This is a genomic window from Nitratidesulfovibrio oxamicus (assembly GCF_015731765.1).
Lineage (GTDB): Bacteria > Desulfobacterota > Desulfovibrionia > Desulfovibrionales > Desulfovibrionaceae > Cupidesulfovibrio > Cupidesulfovibrio oxamicus.
In genome coordinates this window covers 1-2,949 of the sequence record NZ_VRYY01000327.1, presented here as the reverse complement: position 1 = coordinate 2,949, position 2,949 = coordinate 1, and the positions used below count along the sequence as shown (strand labels likewise).

2 protein-coding genes are annotated in these 2,949 nt (G+C 67.9%); one reads left to right on the top strand and one right to left on the bottom strand.

What is annotated here, in order from left to right; translation table 11 throughout:
- Nucleotides 1-195 precede the first annotated feature (195 nt).
- Nucleotides 196-1,317 (top strand): tyrosine recombinase XerC, encoded by a 1,122-nt coding sequence (locus tag FVW20_RS11285; RefSeq protein WP_196609662.1) that lies wholly within the window; start codon nt 196-198, stop codon nt 1,315-1,317.
- A 215-nt stretch (nt 1,318-1,532) separates the two neighbouring features.
- Here the strand turns inward: FVW20_RS11285 and FVW20_RS11280 are convergent, their stop codons facing one another.
- Nucleotides 1,533-2,654 carry an NAD(P)H-dependent flavin oxidoreductase gene (locus FVW20_RS11280; RefSeq protein WP_196609660.1) on the bottom strand — a complete coding sequence of 374 codons (1,122 nt, stop codon included), beginning with the start codon at nt 2,652-2,654 and terminating at the stop codon, nt 1,533-1,535.
- Between the last annotated feature and the right edge of the window lie 295 nt (nt 2,655-2,949).

Sequence of the window (2,949 nt, the reverse complement as noted above, 5' to 3'; positions counted from 1 at the left end):
GGCGTATTCGGGGCGGCTGTCGGCGGGGCGGATGCCCCGGCTGGCCGTGCCACGCCGGCGGCGCATCGCACGCTGACTGCACCTGCGCGCGGTTCCGGCCCCACAACATCTTTTTCCACGTCCGCCGCCATTCCGCTCGACGCCGACCCTTCTGGCGACGCCCCGCTTCCTGCCGCCCGCGCGGAACTGCTGGAGATGTTCCTGGCCCATCTGGGCATGGAAAAGGGCTACGCCGATGCCACGGTGACTGCCTACGGCACGGACATGGATCAGTTCGCGGCGTTTCTGTCGGGCACGGGCGACGGCCTGGCCATTCCCGGCAGGCCGTCCTTGCCGAATCCCGCGTCGTCCTCCGCCTCGCCTTCGTTGGAGACCCCGGAACTCATCACCAAGCGCCACGTGCAGCGGTTTCTGGCCGAGCTGCACCGCCAGCGCATCGCCAAGTCCAGCGTGGCCCGCAAGCTGTCGGCATTGCGGGCGTTCTTCAGATTTCTGCTGCGGCTGCGCCGGGTCACGGCAGACCCCACGGCGGGGGTGCACAATCCCAAGCAGGATCAGCGCCACCCCCATGCCCTGAACGTGGACCAGGCCTTCGCCCTGCTGGACGAGCGGCGACAGCGCAAGGCCCTTGCCACGGCTCACGCCACGGCTCACGCCACGGCTCACACAGGACACGGCACGGATTCCGGCCCTGCCGACGCGGTTCTGCTGACGCGCGACCTTGCCCTGGCAGAATTGCTGTACGGCTCCGGCCTGCGCGTGTCCGAGGCACTGGAACTGAATGTGCTGGATGCGGACCCGGCATCGGGCGTGGTGCGGGTGATGGGCAAGGGCGGGCGCGAACGCATGAGTCCGCTCAGCGATACCGCGCGCGATGCGCTGTCGGCGTGGCTGTCCGTGCGCCATGAGGTGGACGAGGACCGGGGCGAACCCGCCCTGTTCCTGGGCGCGCGGGGCGGACGCCTGAACCGGCGGCAGGCCGCGCGGATCATCGAGGCGCTGTGCCTGCGGGCCGGGCTGCCGCAGGCCATATCCCCGCACGGGCTGCGCCACTCCTTCGCCACCCACCTACTGGAGGCCGGGGCCGACCTGCGCAGCGTGCAGGAACTGCTGGGCCATGCCCGGCTATCCACCACCCAGCGGTACACCCACCTGACCCTTTCGCGCCTTGTGGACGTGTACGACCGGGCGCACCCCCGTTCCGACCTTGCGTCACCGTCGGGCAAGACGCCGCAATCAAAACCCGCCGCAACGCCGGAAAAACCGGCCCGCGCCGCCACACCCCGCAAGGGCGGCAAGCCCACGCCCAAGCGATAGAGAGCTTTTTCCCTTTTCCGTTCGCCAACGAAAACGGGCCGGAACCTTGCGGGGTTCCGGCCCGATGTTTTTGGGCGGGGGGGGCATTCCGGACGTTGCGGAAATTTCGCTCTCCGGCAAGAAAGGCAAGCCGGTTGCGACGGGAGCGCACTAACGGTGCGTGACCGGAGCAAGCGGCGCCGCCTGACACCGCCCGAGAGCGAGAGAACGCAACGCTAGGCGCGCAACATGCCGAAGCGTTTGGAGATGGCTTCCTCGAACTCCTGCTGGAGCGAGGAAACCAACTCGTGCACCGACTGGATGCGGTCCACCCGGAACACATTGGCGCCCGAGAAGGCAAACCCCTTCTCCAGGTTCCCCTTCATGGCGTTGATCAGCGCGGCGGCGATGCAATACGGGGTCTGCTCCTGCTCGCAGGTGCTGATGCACTTGAACACGCACTTGAAGGGCTTCTTCGCGCCTTCGCGCATGGAGTCGATGAACGAGTTGCCGATGGCGCGGCCCGGCATGCCCACGGGGCTCTTGATGATGGTCACGTCCTGCTCGGTGGCGTCCACGTAGGCCTGCTTGAAGCGGTCGTCGGCATCGCATTCGTGGGTGGCCACGAAGCGGGTGCCCATCTGCACCCCGGCGGCGCCCAGTTCCATGAACCGGGTGATGTCCTCGCCGGTGTACACGCCGCCAGCGGCAATGACCGGAATGCGGCGGCCCTTCTGGTCCTCGAAGGGTTTCACCGCTTCCACCACCTGCGGAATGACCGCTTCCAGCGAATGGTTGGGGTCGTCGATCTCTTCGGCCTTGAAGCCGAGGTGCCCGCCAGCCTTGGGGCCTTCCACCACGAAGGCGTCGGGCACGTAGTCGAAGCGGGTGATCCACTTCTTGGCGATGACCGAGGCCGCCCGGGCGGACGACACGATGGGCACGAGCTTGGTGCGGAATTCTTCCTTCTTCTGGTCGCACGCCTCGCGCAGGTGCCTGGGCAGGTCCAGCGGCAGGCCCGCGCCGGAGAAGATGATGTCGGCCCTTTCCTCGATGGAGGTGCGGACCATTTCGCCAAAGGTGGTCAGGGCCACCATGATGTTCACGCCCACGATGCCCTGGGTCATTTCGCGGGCCTTTTGCAGCTCGCGGCGCAGGGCGCGAACGTTGGCTTCGATGGGGTTCTTGGCAACGTCGGGCTCTTTCATCCCGATCATGGCGGCGGCGATGACGCCGATGCCGCCTTCGTTGGCCACGGCGGACGCCAGGCGCGACAGCGAGATGCCGACGCCCATGCCGCCTTGCACGATGGGTATGCGGGCGACCAGGTCGCCAATGTTCAGGGTCGGAAAAGGCATGATTCAGTCCTCCGGTGCGGTGCGTGCGTGCCGGTGAAGGCACGCGGAATGAACCGGGCCCGCGTGCATGCCAGTGGCATGGGAGTGGGCGCTCCGGTGTGCCGCCATGCGCGGGCGGCGCGCGGAAGACGCACGATGCGGCGGAATGCCGGAACGTGGGTCTCCGTGGACTGCATCGGGGTCTTTCGGGCAGCAAACGCTGGGTGGCGTCGTGCGGTACGGTGGCGGCGGTGCGTTTTCTCCCGCGCAGTCCCCACTGCGCGGGCGCATGCGCCGCCGGGCCGTGGCCGGGCGG

Excerpts from the sequence above, each read along its gene's own strand:
- FVW20_RS11285 (WP_196609662.1), top strand. The coding sequence starts at position 196 with ATGTTCCTGGCCCATCTGGGCATGGAAAAGGGCTACGCCGATGCCACG.
- FVW20_RS11280 (WP_196609660.1), bottom strand. The coding sequence starts at position 2,654 with ATGCCTTTTCCGACCCTGAACATTGGCGACCTGGTCGCCCGCATACCC.